At 60.9% G+C, this 22077-nt stretch carries 23 protein-coding genes; all 23 read left to right on the top strand.

The genetic code is table 11. The features are described 5' to 3' along the window. Positions 1-741, top strand: a complete 741-nt coding sequence (gene fabG, locus ACS4NR_RS13880; protein ID WP_027612356.1) for a 3-oxoacyl-ACP reductase FabG — start codon at positions 1-3, stop codon at positions 739-741. Positions 742-937: 196 nt separating this feature from the next. Further along, positions 938-1174 carry an acyl carrier protein gene (acpP, locus tag ACS4NR_RS13875; RefSeq protein ID WP_003175607.1) on the top strand — a complete coding sequence of 79 codons (237 nt, stop codon included), beginning with the start codon at positions 938-940 and terminating at the stop codon, positions 1172-1174. Positions 1175-1282: 108 nt separating this feature from the next. Beyond that, the gene (gene fabF, locus ACS4NR_RS13870) at positions 1283-2527 is read left to right on the top strand and encodes a beta-ketoacyl-ACP synthase II (RefSeq protein WP_003227039.1); all 1245 of its coding nucleotides are present in this window, start codon (positions 1283-1285) and stop codon (positions 2525-2527) included. Next, the gene (pabC, locus tag ACS4NR_RS13865; RefSeq protein WP_456017696.1) at positions 2527-3342 is read left to right on the top strand and encodes an aminodeoxychorismate lyase; all 816 of its coding nucleotides are present in this window, start codon (positions 2527-2529) and stop codon (positions 3340-3342) included. The genes fabF and pabC overlap by 1 nt, the downstream gene beginning before the upstream one ends. Positions 3343-3345: 3 nt before the next feature. Beyond that, on the top strand, positions 3346-4533 hold the full coding sequence (gene mltG, locus ACS4NR_RS13860; protein ID WP_456017695.1) for an endolytic transglycosylase MltG: 1188 nt from the start codon (positions 3346-3348) through the stop codon (positions 4531-4533). Between the two features lie 19 nt (positions 4534-4552). Then, the gene (gene tmk, locus ACS4NR_RS13855) at positions 4553-5185 is read left to right on the top strand and encodes a dTMP kinase (RefSeq protein ID WP_456017694.1); all 633 of its coding nucleotides are present in this window, start codon (positions 4553-4555) and stop codon (positions 5183-5185) included. Next, positions 5178-6161 carry a DNA polymerase III subunit delta' gene (locus ACS4NR_RS13850; RefSeq protein ID WP_041069199.1) on the top strand — a complete coding sequence of 328 codons (984 nt, stop codon included), beginning with the start codon at positions 5178-5180 and terminating at the stop codon, positions 6159-6161. The genes tmk and ACS4NR_RS13850 overlap by 8 nt, the downstream gene beginning before the upstream one ends. 42 nt (positions 6162-6203) lie before the next feature. Then, complete coding sequence (locus ACS4NR_RS13845) at positions 6204-6560, top strand: PilZ domain-containing protein (RefSeq protein ID WP_027612362.1); 357 nt, start codon at positions 6204-6206, stop codon at positions 6558-6560. Positions 6561-6574: 14 nt separating this feature from the next. Next, complete coding sequence (locus ACS4NR_RS13840; protein WP_115984087.1) at positions 6575-7366, top strand: TatD family hydrolase; 792 nt, start codon at positions 6575-6577, stop codon at positions 7364-7366. 351 nt (positions 7367-7717) lie between these two features. Continuing rightward, a complete protein-coding gene (locus ACS4NR_RS13835; RefSeq protein WP_007950805.1) occupies positions 7718-8356 on the top strand; it encodes a TetR/AcrR family transcriptional regulator in 639 nt (212 codons plus the stop codon). A gap of 137 nt (positions 8357-8493) precedes the next feature. Continuing rightward, complete coding sequence (locus ACS4NR_RS13830) at positions 8494-9462, top strand: GTP 3',8-cyclase MoaA (RefSeq protein WP_456017693.1); 969 nt, start codon at positions 8494-8496, stop codon at positions 9460-9462. 169 nt (positions 9463-9631) lie between these two features. Continuing rightward, entirely contained in the window at positions 9632-10237 is a 606-nt protein-coding gene (locus tag ACS4NR_RS13825) for a DUF4823 domain-containing protein (protein WP_115984085.1), read from the top strand. 15 nt (positions 10238-10252) lie between these two features. Next, complete coding sequence (locus tag ACS4NR_RS13820; RefSeq protein WP_095137212.1) at positions 10253-10813, top strand: DUF1285 domain-containing protein; 561 nt, start codon at positions 10253-10255, stop codon at positions 10811-10813. A gap of 192 nt (positions 10814-11005) precedes the next feature. Then, positions 11006-11722 (top strand): FadR/GntR family transcriptional regulator, encoded by a 717-nt coding sequence (locus ACS4NR_RS13815; RefSeq protein ID WP_253149912.1) that lies wholly within the window; start codon positions 11006-11008, stop codon positions 11720-11722. 132 nt (positions 11723-11854) lie between these two features. Next, the gene (locus ACS4NR_RS13810; protein ID WP_456017692.1) at positions 11855-12730 is read left to right on the top strand and encodes an SMP-30/gluconolactonase/LRE family protein; all 876 of its coding nucleotides are present in this window, start codon (positions 11855-11857) and stop codon (positions 12728-12730) included. A 270-nt stretch (positions 12731-13000) separates the two neighbouring features. Further along, on the top strand, positions 13001-13819 hold the full coding sequence (locus ACS4NR_RS13805; protein WP_456017691.1) for an SDR family oxidoreductase: 819 nt from the start codon (positions 13001-13003) through the stop codon (positions 13817-13819). A 142-nt stretch (positions 13820-13961) separates the two neighbouring features. After that, entirely contained in the window at positions 13962-14966 is a 1005-nt protein-coding gene (locus tag ACS4NR_RS13800) for a substrate-binding domain-containing protein (protein WP_095137216.1), read from the top strand. A 33-nt stretch (positions 14967-14999) separates the two neighbouring features. Continuing rightward, the gene (gene araG, locus ACS4NR_RS13795; RefSeq protein ID WP_115984081.1) at positions 15000-16544 is read left to right on the top strand and encodes an L-arabinose ABC transporter ATP-binding protein AraG; all 1545 of its coding nucleotides are present in this window, start codon (positions 15000-15002) and stop codon (positions 16542-16544) included. Positions 16545-16556: 12 nt separating this feature from the next. Beyond that, positions 16557-17525 (top strand): L-arabinose ABC transporter permease AraH, encoded by a 969-nt coding sequence (gene araH, locus ACS4NR_RS13790; protein ID WP_027612371.1) that lies wholly within the window; start codon positions 16557-16559, stop codon positions 17523-17525. A 186-nt stretch (positions 17526-17711) separates the two neighbouring features. Next, positions 17712-18425 carry a GntR family transcriptional regulator gene (locus tag ACS4NR_RS13785; RefSeq protein WP_095137218.1) on the top strand — a complete coding sequence of 238 codons (714 nt, stop codon included), beginning with the start codon at positions 17712-17714 and terminating at the stop codon, positions 18423-18425. Then, complete coding sequence (locus tag ACS4NR_RS13780) at positions 18422-19420, top strand: ADP-ribosylglycohydrolase family protein (RefSeq protein ID WP_166496892.1); 999 nt, start codon at positions 18422-18424, stop codon at positions 19418-19420. Before ACS4NR_RS13785 ends, ACS4NR_RS13780 begins: the two co-directional genes overlap by 4 nt. A gap of 202 nt (positions 19421-19622) precedes the next feature. Next, on the top strand, positions 19623-21089 hold the full coding sequence (locus ACS4NR_RS13775) for a purine-cytosine permease family protein (RefSeq protein ID WP_456017690.1): 1467 nt from the start codon (positions 19623-19625) through the stop codon (positions 21087-21089). After that, a complete protein-coding gene (locus tag ACS4NR_RS13770; RefSeq protein ID WP_456017689.1) occupies positions 21082-22011 on the top strand; it encodes a PfkB family carbohydrate kinase in 930 nt (309 codons plus the stop codon). Before ACS4NR_RS13775 ends, ACS4NR_RS13770 begins: the two co-directional genes overlap by 8 nt. The last annotated feature ends 66 nt before the right edge of the window (positions 22012-22077 follow it).

Below are 22077 nucleotides of genomic sequence, written 5' to 3'. Positions count from 1 at the left end.
ATGAGTCTGCAAGGTAAAGTTGCACTGGTCACCGGTGCAAGCCGCGGTATCGGCCAGGCTATCGCACTGGAGCTGGGTCGTCAGGGCGCCATCGTTGTTGGCACCGCGACCTCCGCCAAGGGTGCCGAGGCGATTGCTGCGACACTGAAAGAGCACGGTATTCAGGGCACTGGTCTGGAACTGAACGTGACCAGCGACGAATCCGTTGCCGCCGTGATCGCAAGCATTCAGGAGCAGTTCGGCGCGCCGGCGATTCTGGTCAATAATGCCGGCATCACCCGCGATAACCTGATGATGCGCATGAAAGACGATGAATGGTATGACGTGATCGATACCAACCTGAACAGTCTGTATCGCCTGTCCAAGGGCGTTTTGCGCGGCATGACCAAGGCGCGCTGGGGTCGAATTATCAGTATTGGCTCGGTGGTGGGTGCCATGGGCAACGCAGGCCAAGTAAACTATGCAGCCGCCAAGGCCGGTCTGGAAGGTTTCAGCCGTGCGATGGCGCGTGAAGTCGGTTCGCGTTCGATTACGGTCAACTCGGTAACCCCAGGGTTCATCGACACCGATATGACCCGCGAACTGCCGGAAGCACAGCGTGAAGCCTTGCAGACGCAGATTCCGCTGGGTCGTCTGGGACAAGCTCAAGAGATCGCCTCGGTGGTCGCTTTTCTTGCATCCGACGGTGCGGCATACGTTACTGGGGCTACAATCCCGGTGAACGGTGGGATGTACATGTAAGTAAAATGTGACGGATTGCTTCAAAAAAATGTCATACGAGCTGTCTAAAATCCGTTATAAAGCTGCAATCTATTTATAGGCAGAGGGCCGCAGGGTTTGAGGAGTGAAGCTTTCAGTTGAAAAGCTGAAAAGCCTTTCTATACACTTACCCACTGGCCAGCTGCCTGAATTTGTCCATTAGGAGTGAAAACAAGGTATGAGCACCATCGAAGAGCGCGTCAAGAAAATCGTTGCCGAGCAACTGGGCGTTAAAGAAGAAGAAGTGGTCAACACTGCTTCCTTCGTTGAAGACCTGGGTGCCGACTCCCTTGACACCGTTGAGCTGGTGATGGCTCTGGAAGAGGAATTCGAGACCGAAATCCCTGACGAAGAAGCTGAGAAGATCACTACTGTACAAGCTGCAATCGACTACGTTACTAGCCACCAGGCGTAATAGTTTGTAATCGTTGTCTGCTGTCATGGAAAAACCGCACTGCCATCATGGCGTGCGGTTTTTTCTTTAGGCCTGATGCAAAGTCGTCATTTGAAAAAGGAGAGTGCTGTGTCGCGTAGACGCGTCGTAGTCACCGGTATGGGTATGTTGTCGCCACTGGGCACGGATGTGCCGAGCAGTTGGCAGGGCATTCTGGCTGGCCGCAGTGGCATTGGTCTGATCGAACACACCGACCTTTCTGCCTATTCCACCCGTTTTGGCGGCTCGGTAAAGGGCTTCAATGTCGAGGAATACCTGTCGGTCAAGGAAGCACGCAAGCTCGACCTGTTCATTCAGTACGGTCTGGCCGCGGGTTTTCAGGCTGTTCGCAACGCCGGTCTGGAAGTCACCGACGCCAACCGTGAACGCATTGGCGTGGCCATGGGTTCGGGCATCGGCGGTCTGACCAACATCGAAGAAACCAGCCGTACCCTGCATGAGACGGGCCCGCGTCGAATCTCGCCATTCTTCGTGCCAGGCTCGATCATCAATATGATTTCCGGTTTTCTGTCCATCCATCTGGGTGCACAGGGGCCGAATTACGCCATTTCCACTGCCTGTACCACCGGTACGCACTGCATTGGCATGGCCGCGCGCAACATCATGTACGACGAGGCCGACGTGATGATCGCCGGTGGTGCCGAGATGGCCGCGTGCGGTCTGGGCATGGGCGGCTTCGGCGCGTCCCGTGCGCTGTCGACCCGCAACGATGAGCCGACTCGCGCCAGTCGTCCATGGGACAAGGGCCGTGATGGCTTCGTGCTGTCTGACGGTGCCGGTGCATTGGTACTCGAAGAGCTCGAACACGCCAAGGCCCGTGGCGCCACCATCTACGCCGAGCTGATTGGCTTTGGCACCAGTGGCGATGCGTTCCACATGACTTCGCCGCCTGCTGATGGCGCCGGTGCAGCCCGCTGCATCACCAATGCGCTGCGCGATGCGAAGATCAACATCGACCAGGTGCAGTACATCAACGCCCACGGTACCTCGACCCCGGCCGGCGACCTTGCCGAAGCCAACGCGATCAAGACCGTGTTCGGTGATCACGCCTACAACCTGGCGGTCAGCTCCACCAAGTCCATGACCGGTCACCTGCTGGGTGCGGCGGGCGCGGTCGAGGCGATCTTCAGTGTGCTGGCAATCAACAGCCAGGTGGCCCCGCCAACCATCAACCTCGACGAGCCGGATGAAGGCTGCGATCTCGATTTCGTGCCGCACACTGCGCGCAACATGGACATCGATGTCGTACTGTCCAACTCCTTCGGGTTTGGCGGCACCAACGGCACATTGGCATTCCGTCGGTTCGCCGGGTGATGGACAGCTGGGTCGACGGTCAGCCGGCTGACGCTCTGTCGCTGAAAGATCGCGGCCTGGCTTACGGCGATGGTCTGTTCGAGACCATTGCCGTGCACGGCGGCCAGCCGGTATTGCTGGATCGTCATCTGACGCGTCTGGCCGAGGGTTGCTCGCGTCTGGCCATCACCGTGGATATCGAATTGGTTCGCAGCGAGCTGCTGGCTTATGCCGCGGCAATGGGCGAGGGCGTGCTCAAGCTCATTCTCACCCGGGGTGACGGCTTGCGTGGCTACGCACCCGATCCTGCGGCACAGGGTCGACGCATTCTGCAAGGCAATCCGCCTGCTGCTTATCCTGCCGTGCATGGCGAGCAGGGCGTGCGCCTGTTTCCCTGCGTCACGCGATTATCCAACCAGCCGTTGCTGGCCGGTCTCAAGCATCTGAATCGTCTGGAGCAAGTGCTCGCCCGGGCCGAATGGCACGATGGCGAACATGCCGAAGGCTTGATGCTTGATCAGGCCGGGCGCGTCATCGAAGGCGTATTCAGCAACCTGTTTCTGGTGCGCGACGGCGTACTGATCACCCCGGATCTGCAGCGCTGTGGCGTGGCCGGTGTGATGCGTGCCGAAATATTGTTTCAGGCCGAGTCATTGGCCATCCCCACCCAAATCACCGACATCAGCCTCGAACAGCTGCAATGGGCTGATGAAGTCTTTGTTTGCAACAGCGTGTATGGCGTCTGGCCGGTACGTGCCTACGCTGCACTGAGCTGGCCGGTTGGCCCGCTCACCCGTAAACTGCAAACCATTGCCCGCGCGCTACTGGATGCTTGATTCGTGAGACGTAAACTCTTGCTGCTGCTGGAAACCGGACTGGTTCTGGCAGGGCTGCTGATGGGCGCCAGCGCCTGGAAAATTCATTCGGCGCTGGAACAGCCCCTGAACATCACGCAGGAAGAACTGCTGGATGTGCCAAAAGGCTCGACGCCGACCCGTACCTTTCTTGAACTCGAAACCGATGGTGTCATCAAGGACGCCTTCTGGTTGCGCATCTACTGGCGCTTCAATCTGGCCGGCACACCGATCCATACTGGCGAATACCGCATGCAGCCAGGGATGACCGTCAACGGTCTGATCGACCTGTGGAAGCGTGGCGAAGTGGTGCAGTACAGCCTGACGCTGGTCGAAGGCTGGAATTTCCACCAGGTCCGTGCCGCGTTGGCCAAAGATGAAAAGATCGAGCAGACCCTCAAGGGCTTGAGCGACAGTGAAGTGATGGAGAAAATCGGCCATCGCGGGCTGTTCCCGGAAGGGCGATTCTTCCCGGATACCTACCGCTTTGTGCGGGGCGTCTCCGACGTCGAATTGCTGAAGAAAGCCTTCGACCGCCTCGACGAGGTATTGGCCAAAGAGTGGGAAAACCGCTCGGCCGATGCCCCGTACAGTGAGCCGTATCAGGCGCTGATCATGGCCTCGCTGGTGGAGAAGGAAACCGGTGTGCCGCAGGAACGTGGGCAAATTGCCGGCGTGTTTGTGCGCCGTATGGCGCTGGGGATGCAGTTGCAGACCGACCCGACCGTGATCTACGGCCTGGGTGATCGCTACACCGGCAAGTTGACCCGTGCTCATCTCAAGGAGCCGACGCCCTACAATACCTATGTGATTCCCGGATTGCCGCCGACGCCGATTGCCATGGTCGGCCGCGAGGCGATTCACGCCGCGCTTAATCCGGTGGAAGGCAACAGCCTGTATTTTGTCGCCCGCGGCGATGGCAGCCATGTGTTCTCCGATGACCTGGATGCACACAACAGTGCGGTGCGCGAGTTCCAGCTCAAACGCCGCGCCGATTACCGCTCCAGCCCGGCCCCGGCGAATGCGCCTGCCTCGGCGACGGAGGAGGCGACTCCCGCGGCGTCCCCGGATACCGCTCCTGAGGTGCTGCCGCAGGTTCCACCTCAGGATCCTGCGCCAGCCCCGGCCCCTGCTGCCGAGCCTGAGACAGCGGCACCGCAAAACGCGCAATGACTTTGATTAAGGACTGCCTGTGACTGGCTTGTTTATTACCCTGGAAGGCCCGGAAGGCGCCGGCAAGAGCACCAACCGCGAATACCTCGCCGAGCGTCTGCGCGCCGAAGGTATCGAAGTGGTGCTGACCCGCGAGCCCGGCGGTACGCCACTGGCCGAGCGCATTCGCGATGTGCTGCTGGCCCCGGCCGATGAAGTCATGAACCCCGACACCGAGCTGTTGCTGGTGTTCGCCGCGCGCGCCCAGCATCTGGCCGAAGTGATCCGCCCGGCGCTGGCTCGTGGCGCTGTGGTGCTGTGTGATCGTTTCACTGATTCGACGTACGCCTATCAGGGCGGCGGTCGTGGTTTGTCGCTGGAGCGCATTGCCGCGCTGGAGACGTTCGTTCAGGGCGACCTGCGGCCGGATCTGACGCTGATTTTCGATCTGCCGGTAGAAATCGGCCTGGCCCGCGCTACTGCCCGTGGTCGGCTGGATCGCTTTGAACTGGAAGGCCGGGCGTTTTTCGAAGCGGTACGCAATGCGTTCCTCAAGCGCGCCGAAGCCGATCCTGCGCGCTATGTGCGCATCGATGCCGGTCAGTCACTGGTCAAGGTTCAGCAAGCGCTGGATACCCTGATTCCGAACTTGCGGGAGCTGATTCGTGGCTGAGGCCTACCCATGGCAGGACAGCCTCTGGCAGCAACTGGCCGGACGTAGCCAGCACGCCCACGCGTACTTGCTGCACGGCCCGGCCGGGATCGGCAAGCGCGCGCTGGCCGAGCGCCTGATGGCCAGCCTGCTGTGTCAGCGTCCGACGCCCGAGGCGTGCGGCGAGTGCAAATCCTGCCTGCTGCTCAAGGCTGGCAGCCACCCGGACAATTACATCCTTGAGCCGGAAGAAGCCGATAAGGCGATCAAGGTCGATCAGGTGCGCGATCTGGTCAGTTTCGTGGTGCAGACCGCGCAGTTGGGCGGGCGCAAGGTGGTGCTGATCGAGCCGGTGGAGTCGATGAACATCAACGCCGCCAACGCCTTGCTAAAAAGCCTGGAGGAGCCTTCCGGCGATACCGTGCTGTTGCTGGTCAGCCACCAGCCGAGCCGTTTGCTACCAACGATCAAGAGCCGCTGCGTGCAGCAGGCGTGTCCGCTGCCGGGTGAGGCCATGAGCCTGCAATGGCTGGCGCAGGCGCTGCCGGAGTGCTCCGAAGAGGAGCGCATCGAATTGCTGACGCTGGCGGCAGGCTCGCCGTTGGCGGCAGTCAGTCTGCAGTCCCAGGGCGTACGCGAGCAGCGGGCACAGGTGGTCGAAGGGGTGAAGAAACTGCTCAAGCAGCAGCAATCGCCGACGCAACTGGCCGAAGAGTGGAAAAGCATTCCGATGCTGCGCCTGTTCGACTGGTTTTGCGACTGGTCGAGCCTGATCCTGCGCTATCAACTGACCCAGGATGAAGCCGGCCTCGGTTTGACCGATATGCGCAAAGTTGTGCAGTACCTGGCGCAGAAAAGCGCCCAGGGCAAAGTCCTTGATATTCAGGACTGGATTCTCGCCCAGCGGCAGAAAGTCCTGAGCAAAGCCAACCTCAACCCGGCACTGCTGCTGGAAGCGTTGTTGGTGCAATGGGCGGGATTGCCTGGCCAAAGATAAGAATGTGTACCTAGACTCTGAACATCAGCAGTGGAGGTCAACATGAATGAAGCCATCAGCCCCGGGCCGCGCAACGGCATCCTGTCCCTGACGATCAAGGACAAATCGGTGCTTTACGCCGCCTACATGCCGTTCATCAAGAACGGTGGCCTGTTCATCCCGACCAACAAGAGCTACAAGTTGGGCGACGAGGTGTTCATGTTGCTGAACCTGATGGATGAAGCGGAGAAGATTCCGGTGGCCGGCAAGGTCGCCTGGATTACCCCCAAAGGCGCGCAAGGCAATCGTGCCGCCGGCGTCGGCGTGCAATTCAATGAAGGCGACAACACCGCCCGCAGTCGCATTGAAACTCATCTGGCCGGAGCCCTGAAGTCCGACCGTCCCACTCATACGATGTAAGTTGCAGTCCTTTTATGCTCGTAGATTCCCATTGTCACCTTGATCGCCTCGACCTCGCCGCCCATGACGGTTCGCTGGATGCTGCACTCGATGCGGCTCGCCAGCGCGGGGTCGGGCACTTTCTGTGCATCGGCGTGAGTGCCGATAACGCCGCCGACGTCAAAACTCTCGCCGAGCGCTATGACGACGTCGATTGTTCGGTCGGCGTGCATCCGCTGGATGTGCAACCGGGCGCGGCGCCTGCACTTGACTGGCTGCTGCACGAACTCAATCACCCGAAAGTGGTGGCGATCGGCGAAACCGGTCTGGATTATCACTACGAGCCGGAAGCCGCCGAGCTGCAGCAGGCATCCTTCCGCCTGCATCTGCAAGCCGCCCAGCAGACCGGTAAACCGGTGATCATCCACACCCGTGGCGCCCGTGCCGATACCCTTGAGCTGCTGCGCGAAGCGGCATTGCCCCAGGCCGGTGTGCTGCATTGCTTCACCGAAGACTGGGACATGGCCAAAGCCGCGCTGGACATGGGCTATTACATTTCCCTGTCGGGCATCGTCACCTTCCGCAATGCCGACGCCCTGCGTGATGTGGCGAGCAAAGTGCCGGCCGATCGTTTGCTGGTGGAAACCGATTCGCCGTATCTGGCGCCGATCCCGTATCGCGGCAAACCGAACCTGCCGCAGTACGTGCGTGAAGTAGCGGAGTTTCTGGCGATGCTGCGTGGGGAGAGCTACGAGCGGTTTGCCGAGCAGACCACCGACAACTTCAAGCGGTTGTTTCCGCTGGCCTCTGTCAAATCTGTCATGTAGGTCATCGGCAAATCGCAGGCAAAAAAAACCCGGGTTCTGGGGGGTGAATCCGGGTTAAGACCATTAGGAGTAAAACAAAGGCACACGGTCCCTTGGTACCTTTATCGGCGCGACACTTGGGGGAGATGTCGCCCGACAGTTCAAGTATTGATCAGTCTGGCGTGCAGTCCAGTTAGCCGGTCGGGGTTTTTAAACAAATTTGGAATACGTTCGCTTCAGTTGAGTTCTCATTGCGCCCAAAACGTTCTCAAAATGAACAAGAAACACAGATATGGTCGGATGATCCGTGCATTTTTGCGCAAGTTAGGCATAATACGCGGCTTCGAATTTTGACCCTTCAGACCTTTTCTTATGCACAAAGAACCTCGTAAGGTCCGTGAGTTTCGTCGCCGCGAGCAAGAAATTCTCGATACCGCGCTCAAGCTGTTCCTCGAACAAGGTGAAGACAGTGTCACCGTCGAGATGATTGCTGATGCCGTGGGTATCGGCAAAGGCACGATCTACAAGCATTTCAAATCCAAGGCCGAGATTTATCTGCGCCTGATGCTCGATTACGAGCGCGATCTGAATGAGCTGCTGCATTCGGCCGATGTCGACAAGGACAAGGAAGCGCTGTCCCGTGCCTACTTCGAATTCCGCATGCGCGACCCGCAGCGCTACCGCCTGTTCGACCGTCTCGAAGAGAAGGTCGTAAAAGGCAATCAGGTGCCGGAAATGGTCGAGGAGCTGCACAAGATCCGTGCCTCGAACTTCGAACGCCTGACCCTGCTCATCAAGGGCCGGATCAGCGAAGGCAAGCTCGAAGACGTGCCGCCGTACTTCCACTACTGTGCGTCCTGGGCGCTGGTGCACGGCGCGGTGGCGCTGTATCACTCGCCGTTCTGGAGCAATGTGCTGGAAGATCAGGAAGGTTTCTTCCAGTTCCTGATGGACATCGGCGTGCGCATGGGCAACAAGCGCAAGCGTGATCCGGAAACGCCGAGCAGCTGAATCATTCAGCGGCCTTATTGCGCCATGATTTCGCTACATGACGCAGTACCGCAGGAATATACTCAGGCATAGGGCTTGCTAAAACTTGATTTGTGAGTCAAGTTTTAGCGGCTCGAAAATCTATCGCCGGAGTGATCATGATCGTTGACCGTCAAGGCAGGCGTTTTCGCAATTTGCGCATCAGCCTGACTTCAGCCTGCAATTACGCCTGTACCTACTGCGTGCCCAACGGCAAGCGGCTGGTGGCTGCGCAGGATGAACTGTCGGCCGAGGCCATGGCGCGCGGCGTGGCTTATCTGATCGAAGCCGCTGGCATCGAGCGCTTGCGTATTACCGGCGGTGAGCCACTGGTCAGCCCCAAACTCGAATCGTTCATGAGCGCCATCGGCAAGATGGGCCTGGAAGACATCAGCCTGACCACCAACGGACAACTCCTGACGAAAAAACTTCCGCTGCTGGTGGATGCCGGTCTACGCCGGATCAACGTATCCCTCGATACCCTGGACGCCGGTGCGTTCCGCAGTATCGCCCGTGGCGGCGATCTGGCGACCGTGCTCGATGGCATGGATCAGGCAAAAGCCGCCGGGCTGAAGATCAAGGTCAACATGGTTCCGTTGCGCGGGCAGAACCTGGATCAGGTGATGCCGCTGCTCGATTACTGCCTGGAGCGTGGCTACGAGCTGCGTTTCATCGAGTTGATGCGCATGGGCCACCTCGCCACCGACTCCAATGCCTTCCTGCAACAGTTCGTCAGCCTGCAGCAACTGCTGAGCCTGATCGGCGAGCGCTACGAGTACGCCCAGGCCGATGCGCCGGTGGATGCCACGGCCGTGCGCTATGCGATCCCGGGCATAGGCCATTTCGGCGTGATCGCCAACGAAAGCGTGCCGTTCTGCCGAACCTGTTCGCGTCTGCGCCTGTCATCGACGGGATGGCTGCATGGCTGCCTGTCGTCGAGCAATCGCCACTATGTCGGTGATCTGCTCGACAAGCCGCGTCATCAGGCGTTGCCGGCGCTGCAGCGTCTGCTGGTCAAGGCGTTGGGCGACAAGCAGGAAGTGGCGTTCTCCGGTGGCGCTACGGTCATGAAGATTATCGGCGGCTGAACCCTCTTTTTCGCGAGCAGGCTCGCTCCCACAGGATTGCGAAAAACCCTGTGGGAGCGAGCTTGCTCGCGAATACGATCTTACAATCAACGAATTTCCTGAGCTGGCGCAAAAGCTGCATCCAACGGCCATTCGCCGGTTTTCCGTCACCGGCTTCTGGAGGATGAGGATGCGTAGCCTGGTTTTGCTGCTGGCCGTTTTGGCGCTTGGCGGCTGTATGACTGTCAGCGATATGGCCGAAGGCACTCGCTATCAGATGAGCGACGCGGGGCTGCTGGATCACAGCGACAGCCGTCGGGTGAACAACTTCCGCATTCAGCCGGACTCGTTCATCTACATCGCCCAGGGCGCATTTGCGCCGCCGGGTGGCTCCTACCCACGGCCGAACGTGGTGGCCGAAGAAGCCTTCAAGGGCTTTGTCGAATACTTCCCGATGGTCCGTCGCGCCCGTGCCCCGGAAGGTCTTGATCAGGCGATGGGCGAGGCCCGCGATGCCGGCGCCCACTACCTGCTGTACACCCGTTTCGCCAAGGCTGACGACCGCATCGGCAACTCCGATGAGTGGCTCGATCAGGAAGCCGTGGATCGCCTAGGCATCGACGGCGGGGTGATTCAGATCATGTTGATCGAGACCAGCACCCAGTATTTGATTGATACTGCACGGATCAAGAGTCGTGGCGGTTTACTGACGTTCCACGACAACAAGCCTGAAGACCTGATCGGCCCGCCACTGGCACAGTACGCGCGCAGCCTGCTGGGAGTCAGCGACCAATAAACCAAGGAGTACGCCATGAGTGGCCCGCAAAAAGCCAATGACCTGTTGGGACAGATCCCCAAAACCAAAGGCCTGCCGCCGGTGCACTTGTGGAACCCGGACTTCTGCGGCGACATCGACATGCGTATCGCCCGCGACGGCACCTGGTATTACCTGGGCACGCCGATCGGGCGCAAGCCGATGGTCAAGCTGTTCTCCACCATCATCCGTCGCGACGGCGATGATTACTTCCTGATTACCCCGGTCGAAAAGGTCGGGATCAAGGTCGACGATGCGCCGTTTGTGGCGATTGCCGTTGAGGTCGAAGGCGAGGGCGAAGCGCAGGTCCTGCGTTTCACCACCAACGTTGAAGAGACCGCCGAGGCCGGACCGGAACATCCGATCCGCGTCGAGATCGACCCGGCGACGCAGGAACCCGCGCCTTACGTGCATGTGCGCACCAACCTCGAAGCGCTGATTCACCGCAATGTGTTTTACCAACTGGTGGAACTGGCGGTCAGTCGCGAAATCGACGGGCAGCGCTGGTTGGGTGTGTGGAGCGGCGGCGAGTTCTTCCGCATCGGCCTCGAGCCCTGACAATGAATCAAATGTGGGAGGGGGCTTGCTCCCGAAGGCGGTGTGACAGTCACCCTGTGTATTGACTGCTGCACTGCCTTCGGGAGCAAGCCCCCTCCCACATTGATTGATGGACAACCTGAAAATCTGATTTGACACCCAATCATATGATCATTAGCGTGGACACCCATCGCCAAGCGCTTTGAGGTCTTCATGTCCAGCAGCTTTCATGCATCAACGGTCGACTGGCTGGGCAGCTGGATTGCCGCTGGCCAGGTGAAACCGGGGCAGGCGATCAAGGTCGAGGCGGATCTGGGTCAGCAGCTCGGTGTCAGCCGCACGGTGATTCGCGAAGCGATCAAGACCCTGGTCGCCAAAGGCATGCTCGAAGTCGGGCCCAAGGTCGGTACCCGGGTGTTGCCGGTGCGGCGCTGGAACCTGTTCGATCCGCAAGTGGTTGGCTGGCTTTCGCGCAATGGTTTGCCGGAAAATTTCGTCGATGACCTGCTCGACCTGCGCCGCACCATTGAACCGATGGCTGTGCGCTGGGCCTGCGAGCGCGCCAGCCTGGAGCAGATTCACGCGGTGCAACTTGCCTACAACGCGCTGGAACGGGCGGTCGACAGCGGCATCGATTACAACCGTGCCGACCAGGCCTTCCACGAATGCATTCTGGCGGCCAGCCACAACCAGTTCATCGAGCAAATGGTCCCGGCCCTCGGCGCCTTGCTCGCCGTGTCGTTTGAAGTCTCGGCCGCCGACCCCGATGAACTGCGTCGCACATTGCCGATCCACAAAGACATGGCCGACGCCATCGCCGCCCGCGATGCGGCGCGCGGCGTATGGGCCTGCATGACACTGATCGACAACGCCGACCTGGCGATCAAACGCTTTTACCCGCAGGTGATGGCCGACAAAAAAGCCAGTTGAAAACACAAATCCCCCTGTAGGAGTGAGCCTGCTCGCGATGGCGGTGGGTCAGTCACAATCGTCGTCACTGACCCACCGCTATCGCGAGCAGGCTCACTCCTACAGTTAAAACAACAACATGAAGGATTCGATATGCCGTTGACCGCCGTAACCCAACACCGCGCCAAGCTCGGCGAAGGGCCATTCTGGGATGCCCCGACCCAGTCGCTGTACTGGGTCGATATCGCCGGCAAGCAGGCGTTGCGGCTGATCGGCAACAACGTGCAGATCTGGCAGATGCCCGAGCACGTTTCCGCGTTTATTCCCTGTGCCAGTGGCGACGCGTTGGTGACCCTGAGCAGCGGCGTGTACCGCCTGGATCTCGATTCCCCCGGTCTCGAACCACGCCTGACGCTGTTGTGCATCGCCGACCCGCAACCGGGCAATCGGCCAAACGAAGCGCGCTGCGACGCCCAGGGCCGACTGTGGCTCGGCACCATGCAGAACAACATCGGCGACAACGGCGAAGACCTGCCGATCGAGCGTCGTTCCGGTGGCTTGTTCCGCATTGACCCCGACCGGCGTGTCACGCCATTGCTGCTCGGTCTCGGCATTCCCAACACGTTGTTGTGGAGCGACGACGGCACCACGCTGCTGTTCGGCGACAGCCTCGACGGGGCGCTCAATCGCTATTTCATTCAGACCGACGGCAAGCTCAACAGCCCTGAGGTCTGGTACGCCGCAGACGGGCAGGGCGGCCCGGACGGTTCGGCGATGGACGCCGAAGGGTATGTGTGGAACGCCCGTTGGGACGGCAGCTGCCTGCTGCGCCTGACGCCGGACGGCAAGGTCGACCGCAAAATCGATCTGCCTGTCAGCCGGCCAACCAGTTGCGTATTCGGCGGTGAAGACCTGAAAACCCTGTACGTCACCAGTGCTGAGAGTCCGCACAACCACCCACTCGATGGCGCGGTGCTGTCGATGCGGGTCGATGTGCCGGGCAAACTCTGCACGCGGTTTGCAGGCTGAATCCCAAAATATGGGATGCAAAATTATATATTGAGATTATTCGGCGGTCGGGTTTATAGTCGGCTCCAGCAGTAACACGCACTCACACTTAAAAAGAACAAAACAGGTGAAGTGATGCAGCGAACCTCTATCGCACTCCTCAGCGGAGTCAGCGTCTCGCAACGGCCCGGCGTCGCTCGCCGCGCCTGCCTGTTTCGTTTTCACAGTTTTCCAGACCGGACATCGGCAGATGCCCGGTTTTTTTGTGCTGACGAGCAGGAGTCCTGATCAATGGCTGAACCTCTTTCCTTGCCGCCGGTGCCCGCGCCGCCGAAGGGTGAGCGTTTGAAAAACAAAGTGGTGCTGCTCACCGGCGCCGCGCAAGGCATCGGCGAGGCGATCGTTGCCACTTTCGCCTCGCAGCAGGCCAGACTGGTGATCAGCGATATTCAGGCAGAAAAAGTCGAGAAGGTCGCTGCCCACTGGCGCGAGCAGGGCTACGACGTGCAGGCGATCAAGGCCGACGTCTCGCTCCAGCAAGACCTGCATGCCATGGCCAGACGGGCCATCGAGCTGCACGGGCGCATCGACGTGCTGGTCAATTGCGCCGGGGTCAACGTGTTCCGCGACCCGCTGCAAATGACCGAAGAAGACTGGCGTCGTTGCTTCGCCATCGATCTGGACGGCGCCTGGTACGGTTGCAAAGCCGTGCTGCCGCAGATGATCGAGCAGGGCGTCGGCAGCATCATCAACATTGCCTCGACTCATTCCAGCCACATCATTCCCGGCTGCTTCCCGTACCCGGTGGCCAAGCACGGCCTGCTCGGGCTGACCCGGGCGCTGGGCATCGAATACGCGGCGAAGGGTGTTCGGGTCAACGCCATCGCGCCGGGGTACATCGAGACGCAACTCAACGTCGATTACTGGAACGGCTTTGCTGATCCGCACGCCGAGCGTCAGCGCGCATTCGATCTGCACCCGCCGAAACGTATCGGCCAGCCGACCGAAGTGGCGATGACCGCGGTGTTTCTGGCCAGTGATGAAGCGCCGTTCATTAATGCCTCGTGCATCACCATCGATGGTGGGCGCTCGGTCATGTACCACGACTAAGCAGATCGGGTTTCAGGCGGTGAACTCCGCGTGAAATCCAATCATCATACGATATGACTATTTTCAACAGGCTTTGCAGCAGTACGTGTCACGCCACCACAAACTGTTTAATTTGCTCAAAAAAAATAACAAGGAGTCAGCTATGAAACGTCGTTTCGGGATTCGTACCCTGTGCAGTACCGCCCTGGCGGTCACCGCTTTCAGTCTGAGCAGTACGCTGCTCGCTGCCGATGCCGTGAAAATCGGTTTCCTGGTCAAACAGGCTGAAGAGCCGTGGTTCCAGACCGAGTGGGCCTTTGCCGAGAAAGCCGCCAAGGACAAAGGCTTCGAACTGATCAAGATCGCCGTGCCAGACGGTGAGAAAACCCTCTCGGCCATCGACAGCCTTGCGGCCAACGGCGCCAAAGGCTTCGTGATCTGCCCGCCGGATGTATCCCTCGGCCCGGCGATCATGGCCAAAGCCAAACTCAATGACCTCAAAGTGATTGCCGTGGACGACCGTTTCGTCGACGCCAACGGCAAGTTCATGGAAGACGTGCCGTACCTCGGCATGGCCGCGTTTGAGGTCGGCCAGAAGCAGGGCAACGCGATGGTTGCCGAAGCGAAGAAACGCAACTGGGACTGGAAAGACACTTACGCGGTGGTCAACACCTACAACGAACTCGACACCGGCAAGAAGCGCACCGACGGTTCGATGAAGGCGCTCGAAGACGCCGGCCTGCCGAAAGACCACATCCTGACCGCGGCGCTGAAAACCCTCGATGTGCCGGGCAGCATGGACGCCACCAACTCGGCGCTGGTCAAGCTGCCCAGCGCGGCGAAGAACCTGATCATCGGCGGCATGAACGACAACACCGTGCTCGGCGGCGTACGCGCCACCGAAGCCGCCGGGTTCGCTGCGGCCAACGTGATTGGCATCGGCATCAACGGCACCGACGCCATCGGCGAGCTGAAAAAGCCCAACAGTGGTTTCTTCGGCTCGATGCTGCCGAGCCCGCACATCGAAGGCTACAAGACCGCCGAGATGATGTACGAGTGGGTCACCACCGGCAAAGAACCGCCGAAATACACGGCGATGGACGACGTCACCCTGATCACCCGCGAGAACTTCAAGCAAGAGCTGGAAAAAATCGGCCTGTGGAATTGATGGCTGCTCGATCGGTGTGAAGAGGTGACTCAGATGCACGCGCAAGTACAGACACATGAAAACAGCGCCGGCGGCAGCCTGCGCTTCAACGGGATCGGCAAGACCTTCCCCGGGGTCAAGGCGCTGGACGCCATCAGCTTCGTCGCCCATCCGGGGCAGGTGCACGCCTTGATGGGCGAGAACGGCGCCGGCAAATCGACCCTGCTGAAAATCCTCGGCGGGGCTTACATCCCGAGCAGCGGCGAGTTGCAGATCGGCGAGCAGACCATGGCGTTCAAGTCCACCGCCGACAGCATCGGCAGCGGCGTCGCGGTGATTCACCAGGAGCTGCATCTGGTGCCGGAAATGACCGTCGCCGAGAACCTGTTTCTCGGCCATCTGCCGGCCAGTTTCGGCCTGATCAACCGTGGCGTCCTGCGCCAGAATGCCTTGGCCTGCCTCAAGGGCCTGGCCGACGAAATCGATCCGCAGACCAAGGTCGGGCGCCTGTCACTCGGTCAGCGGCAACTGGTGGAAATCGCCAAGGCGCTGTCCCGTGGCGCGCATGTGATCGCCTTCGATGAGCCGACCAGCAGCCTCTCGGCGCGCGAAATCGACCGTTTGATGGCGATCATCAGTCGCCTGCGCGATGAGGGCAAAGTGGTGCTCTACGTCTCGCATCGCATGGAAGAAGTGTTCCGCATTTGCGACGCGGTGACGGTGTTCAAGGATGGCCGCTACGTGCGCACCTTCGATGACATGAGCCAGTTGACCCACGATCAACTGGTGACCTGCATGGTCGGCCGCGACATTCAGGACATCTACGATTACCGCAGTCGCCCGCGCGGCGCGGTGGCGTTGAAGGTCGACGGTTTGCTCGGCCCGGGCCTGCGTGAGCCGGTGAGTTTCGAGGCGCACAAGGGCGAGATTCTCGGGCTGTTCGGCCTGGTCGGGGCCGGGCGCACCGAGCTGTTCCGGCTGCTCAGCGGGCTTGAGCGCACCACCGCCGGCCGTCTCGAATTGCGCGGTCATGAATTGAAATTGCGCTCACCGCGCGATGCGATTGCGGCCGGGATCCTGCTGTGCCCCGAGGACCGGAAAAAAGAGGGGATCATCCCGCTGGCCAGCGTTGCCGAAAACATCAACATCAGCGCGCGCGGCGCCAATGCCAGCCTCGGCTGCCTGCTGCGCGGGCTGTGGGAGAAGGGCAACGCCGACAAGCAGATCAAGGCGCTGAAAGTCAAAACCCCGCACGCCGGTCAGCCGATCAAATTCCTGTCCGGCGGCAATCAGCAGAAGGCGATTCTCGGTCGCTGGCTGTCGATGCCGATGAAGGTCCTGCTGCTCGATGAGCCGACTCGCGGCATCGACATCGGCGCCAAGGCCGAGATTTACCAGATCATCCATAACCTGGCCGCCGACGGCATTTCGGTGATCGTGGTGTCCAGCGACCTCATGGAGGTGATGGGCATTTCCGACCGCATTCTGGTGCTCTGCGAAGGCGCGCTGCGCGGCGAAGTCAGCCGCGACCAGGCCAATGAATCCAACCTGCTGCAACTGGCTTTGCCGCGCCATCGCGCTGACGGCGTGGCGAACTGAGAGGTGAACATGATGACCATCCAAAACAAGGCGCTGCCGACTCCCCGCAAACCGCTGGACCTGCGGCGCTTCCTCGACGACTGGGTCATGCTGCTGGCGGCCATCGGCATCTTCGTCGCCTGTACCTTGCTGATCGATAACTTTCTCTCGCCGCTGAACATGCGCGGGCTGGGCCTGGCGATTTCCACTACCGGCATTGCCGCGTGCACCATGCTCTACTGCCTGGCGTCGGGGCACTTCGACTTGTCGGTGGGCTCGGTAATCGCCTGCGCCGGGGTGGTGGCGGCAGTGGTGATGCGCGACACCAACAGCGTGTTCCTCGGCGTCAGTGCGGCGCTGGTGATGGGCCTGATTGTCGGGCTGATCAACGGCATCGTGATCGCCAAGTTGCGGGTCAACGCGCTGATCACCACGCTGGCGACCATGCAGATCGTTCGCGGTCTGGCCTACATTTTTGCCAACGGCAAAGCGGTGGGCGTGTCGCAGGAATCGTTCTTCGTCTTCGGCAACGGCCAGTTGTTCGGCGTGCCGGTGCCGATCCTGATCACCATCGTCTGCTTCCTGTTCTTCGGCTGGCTGCTGAACTACACCACCTACGGGCGCAACACCATGGCCATCGGCGGCAACCAGGAAGCGGCGTTGCTCGCCGGGGTTAACGTTGACCGGACCAAGATCATTATCTTTGCCGTGCACGGCGTGATCGGTGCGCTGGCCGGGGTGATTCTGGCGTCGAGGATGACCTCTGGGCAGCCAATGATTGGCCAGGGTTTCGAGCTGACCGTGATCTCTGCGTGTGTGCTTGGCGGGGTGTCGCTCAGTGGCGGGATCGGCATGATCCGCCACGTGATTGCCGGGGTGCTGATTCTGGCGATCATCGAGAACGCGATGAACCTGAAGAACATTGATACGTTTTATCAGTATGTGATCCGTGGTTCGATCCTGCTGTTGGCCGTCGTCATCGACCGCCTGAAACAACGGTAACTTCAATCCCCCTGTGGGAGCGGGCTTGCTCGCGAATGCGGTGTGTCAGGCAATATTTTCGGCGTCTGACACAGCGCTTTCGCGAGCAAGCCCGCTCCCACAGTTGGCCGCGCCGCGCCTGACCTTCCGTCATCTCTCCTAAAAACCCCTTGCTCGTGTGCGCCCGTTTCGGGTATCACTTTGTACATGATTAGACAGGTACGATTTGACAAGAAACAACGGGTGGTCGACGAACTCGTCCGGCGCATTGAAAGCGGCCTCATGGAGGACGGCTTTCTGTTGCCCGGCGAGCATCAGTTGGCTCAGGAATTCAACGTCAGCCGTGGCACGTTGCGTGAAGCGCTGGCCGAACTGAAACGGCGCAATTACATCGCCACCCAAAGCGGGGTCGGCTCGATAGTCACCTTCGACGGTGTGGTGCTCGATCAGCGCAGCGGCTGGGCGCAGGCTTTGGCCGACAGCGGGGCGCTGATCAACACCGAAGTGCTTCGTCTGGAAGCGGTGACCCGGCCTGACCTGCTCTCGCGCTTTGGCACCGACCAATTCATCACCCTCGACCGCCGTCGCCGCGCCAACGATGGCACGCTGGTCTCCCTCGAACGCTCTTTGATGCCGGCCACCGGCGGCCTGGAAAGCCTGCCGCGCGTCGGTCTGATCGACAACTCCCTGACCATCACCCTCGCTGCCTACGGCTACATCGGCGAGCGCGGCGATCAGTGGATCGGCGCCGAACCGCTGAGTGCCGAAGACGCCGAACTGCTCGGGCGCCCGGTGGGGACCGTGTTCCTCAAGGCCCTGCGCACCACCTACGACCGACAGAACCGTTTCATGGAGCAGGTCGAAAGCCTGCTCGACCCGGTGCATTTCCGCCTGCACCTGCAATTTGGAGAATCGAAATGACCGCGCTCAACCGTGCCCTCGGTGCGTTTTATGGCCTGGCTCTCGGTGACGCGCTGGGCATGCCGACGCAGTCGCTGAACCGCGAAACGATCAAGACCCGCTTTGGCACAATCACTGATCTGCAGGACGCCGGTCCCCTGCAACCGATCGCCGCCAACATGCCCAAAGGCTCGATCACCGACGACACCGAACAGGCGATTCTGGTCGGCGAGTTGCTGGTCGAAGGCAAGGGCCGCATCGAACCTGCCATGCTCGCCCAACGGCTGATCGAATGGGAAGCCGAGATGCAGGCCAAGGGCTCGCAGGACCTGCTCGGCCCGTCGACCAAACGCGCCATTGAAATGATCCTCGCCGGCCACTCGCCGGAGGAGGCCGGGCGTTACGGCACCACCAACGGCGCGGCGATGCGCATCACTCCGGTGGGCATCGCCGCCAACGTCGCCGATCCCGAGGGTTTCATCGCAGCCGTGATGCAGGCCTGTCAGGTCACCCACAACACCACGCTGGGGATTTCCAGTGCGGCGGCGGTGGCGGCGGTGGTTTCGGCCGGGATCAATGGCATGGATCTGGGCGAGGCGCTGAACCTCGGTCAGCAGATCGCGCAACAGGCCGAGGCACATGGTCACTGGGTGGCCGGTGGGCGTATTGCTTCGCGCATCAGTTGGGCGCGAACCATCAGCGTCGACAGTGACAAGGCGCTGCTGGCGGATCTGCTGTACGACGTGATCGGCACGTCGGTGGCCTCGCAGGAATCGGTGGTGGTGTCGTTCGCCCTGGCGCAGCAAGTGGCCGTTGGCGAGATGAGTGCGTTCGACGCGTTGTGCATGGCCGCCAGCCTTGGCGGCGACACTGACACCATCGCGGCGATACTCGGGGCAATGCTCGGGGCCTGCCTGGGTCTTGAGAGCTGGCCTGCCGAGATGATCGAGACGGTGAAGGCTGTCAATCATCTGGAGCTTGAGCCGTTGGTGCAGGGGCTGTTGGCCTTGCGTTGACCACATAACTGTGGCGAGGGAGCTTGCTCCCGCTGGGCTGCGAAGCGGCCCCAAACCCTGCCGACACACTTTGTCAGACATACCCCGTTGTTTGGATTTACGACTGCTTCGCAGCCGAGCGGGAGCAAGCTCCCTCGCCACAAAAGCAAGTTTTATTGAGTCATTGCCACAACCACAATAAAGGCAAACAGGAGCACTGTTCATGAGTTCATCAAACGCCGGGCCAAGCGCCGGGCAACTGGAAACCCGCGGCATCGAGCCGGTGCCGGAAGCCGAGTGCAATGGCCATCCGCTGCAACTGTTCTGGGTCTGGTTCGCCGCCAACATTTCCATTCTCGGTTTGCCGCTGGGCGCCACGCTGGTGGCGTTTCGCGGGCTGGCGATCTGGCAGGCGATCATCGTTGCCATCGTCGGCGCCGCCGGTTCGTTCGCGGTGGTGGGGATCATCTCGATTGCCGGCCGTCGAGGCCGTGCACCGAGTCTGACCTTGTCGCGGGCGATCTTCGGCGTACGCGGCAATATCGGCCCGACGCTGGTCTCGCTGATGTCGCGTCTGGGCTGGGAAACGGTCAACACCACCACCGCGGCATTCGTGTTGCTGTCGCTGTGTTCGATCCTGTTTGGCTCGCCGGTTGAGGCGAAGAGTGCGCCCGTGCTGACGCTGATCTTCATCGCGATTTTCGTGCTGCTGACCTTGGCGGTTTCCGGCCTCGGCCACGCCACGCTCCTGGTGATCCAGAAGTGGGCGACTTACGTGTTCGGCGCGCTGAACATTCTGGTCGGCGGCTTCCTCTGCGCGACCATCGACTGGAGCGCGGTGTTCAACGCCACGCCGGCGCCGCTGAGCGCAATGATCATCGGCATCGGCACCATGGCTGCCGGCACCGGGATCGGCTGGGCCAACGCCGGCGCCGACATGTCGCGCTATCAGCACCGCAGCGTCAAGGCTATACGGCTGGTCGCTTCGGCGGCGTTCGGTGCGGGGATTCCGCTGGTGCTGCTGATTACCCTCGGCGGCCTGCTGTCGGTAGGGAACAACGATCTCGCCTCGGCGACAGATCCGATTGTGGCGATCCGCGACATGCTGCCGACCTGGATGGCCGTGCCGTACCTGATCACCGCGTTCGGTGGCTTGCTGCTGTCGAACAACCTGTCGGTTTACTCCGCCGGTCTGACCACGCTGACCCTCGGTCTGAAGGTCAAACGCGTCTACGCGGTGGTGGTGGACATCGTGGCGATCTTCGCCGGCTCGATCTACTTCATGCTGATCGCCGACAGCTTCTACGGCCCGTTCATTACCTTCATTTCCCTGCTGGCGGTGCCGATCACCGCGTGGGTCGGGATCTTCGTCGTCGACCTGATTCACCGTCACTACTACAGCCCCAAAGATCTGCTTGATGTCAGCCCGAGCAGCGCCTACTGGTATCGCGGCGGCATCGAGTGGCGCGCGTTCGGCGCGTGGGCGATTGCCATCGTGCTCGGCTTCAGTTTCACCACCATCGGCACCACCGCCGAGAACGTCTGGTTCAAGGGCTTTTTGTCCGACTCGTGGCTGGGCCACAACGGGCTGGGCTGGATCGTGACCTTCGTGGTGGCCGGTGGCATTTACCTGGTTCTCGGCGGGGCGAAAGATCGTCGCGCCGCGCAAGTCGAGAATGCTCATGCCTAAGATGTTGCACACCGGCCAGGTCATCATCGACCTGGTCATGGCCGTGGATCAGTTGCCGCAAGTCGGTGGCGATGTGCTGGCGCAGTCTGCCGCTTTCGAGGCGGGCGGCGGCTTCAACGTGATGGCGGCTGCCGTGCGCAACGGGTTGCCGGTGGTCTATCTCGGTCGCCACGGCACCGGGCGTTTCGGCGATCTGGCGCGCCAGGCGATGAAGGATGAAGGCATTCACATCGGCATCCAGATGCCTGCGCAGCGCGACACCGGGATTTGCGTGGCGCTGACCGACTCATCGGCCGAACGCAGTTTCATTTCCTACATCGGCGCTGAAGGTGAGGTCACCGAAGAGGACTTGAACAGCGTGGCCGCCGAGGCGGGCGACTACGTTTATGTGAGCGGTTACAGCCTGCTGCACGCAGGCAAGGCGCAGGCGCTGCTGGACTGGACGCTGGCGCTGCCGGAGGTGATCAACGTGGTGTTCGATCCGGGGCCGTTGGTCGAGTCGCCGGACTCGGCGTTGATGCAGGCGCTGCTGCCGCGCATCGACGTGTGGACCAGCAACAGCGTCGAGGCGTTGCGCTTTACCGAGGCTGCAGACATTGCTCAAGCGCTGGATCGGCTGGCGGATCATCTGCCCAAGGATGTGCTGATGGTAGTGCGCGATGGGCCGCAGGGTTGCTGGATTCAGCAGCGTGGCGAGCGTCTGCATGTGCCGGGGTTTGCGGTAAAAGCCGTGGACAGCAATGGTGCCGGGGATGCGCATGCCGGGGTATTCGTCGCCGGATTGGCGCAGGGTTTGAACGCCCATGAGGCGGCGCGGCGGGCCAATGCGGCGGCGGCTTTGGCGGTGACGCGGTGGGGGCCGGCAACTGCGCCGGGGGCTGCTGAAGTGGATATTTTTATCCGCGAATCCTGCGGCGATTGATCAACCGCCTTCGCGAGCAAGCCCGCTCCCACAGGGGATTTGCGTCGTTCGCAACTCCCCTGTGGG

It is taken from the genome of Pseudomonas sp. JQ36, assembly GCF_053851495.1.
This window is presented reverse-complemented; position numbering and strand designations above follow the sequence as displayed.

Excerpts from the sequence above, each read along its gene's own strand:
- araG (WP_115984081.1), top strand. The coding sequence starts at position 15,000 with ATGCACGCGCAAGTACAGACACATGAAAACAGCGCCGGCGGCAGCCTG.
- araH (WP_027612371.1), top strand. The coding sequence starts at position 16,557 with ATGACCATCCAAAACAAGGCGCTGCCGACTCCCCGCAAACCGCTGGAC.
- pabC (WP_456017696.1), top strand. The coding sequence starts at position 2,527 with ATGGACAGCTGGGTCGACGGTCAGCCGGCTGACGCTCTGTCGCTGAAA.
- ACS4NR_RS13810 (WP_456017692.1), top strand. The coding sequence starts at position 11,855 with ATGCCGTTGACCGCCGTAACCCAACACCGCGCCAAGCTCGGCGAAGGG.
- ACS4NR_RS13800 (WP_095137216.1), top strand. The coding sequence starts at position 13,962 with ATGAAACGTCGTTTCGGGATTCGTACCCTGTGCAGTACCGCCCTGGCG.
- ACS4NR_RS13780 (WP_166496892.1), top strand. The coding sequence starts at position 18,422 with ATGACCGCGCTCAACCGTGCCCTCGGTGCGTTTTATGGCCTGGCTCTC.
- ACS4NR_RS13820 (WP_095137212.1), top strand. The coding sequence starts at position 10,253 with ATGAGTGGCCCGCAAAAAGCCAATGACCTGTTGGGACAGATCCCCAAA.
- ACS4NR_RS13805 (WP_456017691.1), top strand. The coding sequence starts at position 13,001 with ATGGCTGAACCTCTTTCCTTGCCGCCGGTGCCCGCGCCGCCGAAGGGT.
- ACS4NR_RS13775 (WP_456017690.1), top strand. The coding sequence starts at position 19,623 with ATGAGTTCATCAAACGCCGGGCCAAGCGCCGGGCAACTGGAAACCCGC.
- ACS4NR_RS13830 (WP_456017693.1), top strand. The coding sequence starts at position 8,494 with ATGATCGTTGACCGTCAAGGCAGGCGTTTTCGCAATTTGCGCATCAGC.
- fabG (WP_027612356.1), top strand. The coding sequence starts at position 1 with ATGAGTCTGCAAGGTAAAGTTGCACTGGTCACCGGTGCAAGCCGCGGT.
- ACS4NR_RS13835 (WP_007950805.1), top strand. The coding sequence starts at position 7,718 with ATGCACAAAGAACCTCGTAAGGTCCGTGAGTTTCGTCGCCGCGAGCAA.
- ACS4NR_RS13840 (WP_115984087.1), top strand. The coding sequence starts at position 6,575 with ATGCTCGTAGATTCCCATTGTCACCTTGATCGCCTCGACCTCGCCGCC.
- ACS4NR_RS13770 (WP_456017689.1), top strand. The coding sequence starts at position 21,082 with ATGCCTAAGATGTTGCACACCGGCCAGGTCATCATCGACCTGGTCATG.
- ACS4NR_RS13815 (WP_253149912.1), top strand. The coding sequence starts at position 11,006 with ATGTCCAGCAGCTTTCATGCATCAACGGTCGACTGGCTGGGCAGCTGG.
- acpP (WP_003175607.1), top strand. The coding sequence starts at position 938 with ATGAGCACCATCGAAGAGCGCGTCAAGAAAATCGTTGCCGAGCAACTG.
- ACS4NR_RS13845 (WP_027612362.1), top strand. The coding sequence starts at position 6,204 with ATGAATGAAGCCATCAGCCCCGGGCCGCGCAACGGCATCCTGTCCCTG.
- ACS4NR_RS13825 (WP_115984085.1), top strand. The coding sequence starts at position 9,632 with ATGCGTAGCCTGGTTTTGCTGCTGGCCGTTTTGGCGCTTGGCGGCTGT.
- ACS4NR_RS13785 (WP_095137218.1), top strand. The coding sequence starts at position 17,712 with ATGATTAGACAGGTACGATTTGACAAGAAACAACGGGTGGTCGACGAA.